At 64.6% G+C, this 342-nt stretch carries 1 protein-coding gene; it reads left to right on the forward strand.

Annotated features, from left to right (window positions below):
• Positions 1-342 (forward strand): hypothetical protein (locus tag NX773_RS23470; RefSeq protein WP_258858649.1); only part of this gene is annotated, 342 nt, incomplete at both ends.

Consider the following 342-nt stretch of genomic DNA (forward strand, 5'->3'; position numbering starts at 1 on the left):
ACCTCGTTCACGCAGCAGGACGTCATCGACGGCAAGGTGAGCTACACCGCCAACAGCTACGGCAGCGACCAGAGCGACAGCTTCAGCGTGTCGGTCTCGGATGGAGCGTTGAGCGATGCGAAGCCGGTCGCAGTGACCATCACGTCGGCCAACGTGGCGCCCACCAGCACTGGCGGCGCAGTCACCACGGCCGAGGACACCAATTACGTCTTCCGTGCATCGGACTTCAACTTCAGCGACTTCAACACGGGCGATGCGATGACCAAGGTCAGCATCTCGGCCGCGCCAGGCGCGGGCAAGCTGCAGGCCTACGTGAGTGGCGCATGGCAGGACGTCGGCGCC

Source organism: Massilia solisilvae (genome assembly GCF_024753215.1).
GTDB lineage: Bacteria > Pseudomonadota > Gammaproteobacteria > Burkholderiales > Burkholderiaceae_D > Telluria > Telluria solisilvae.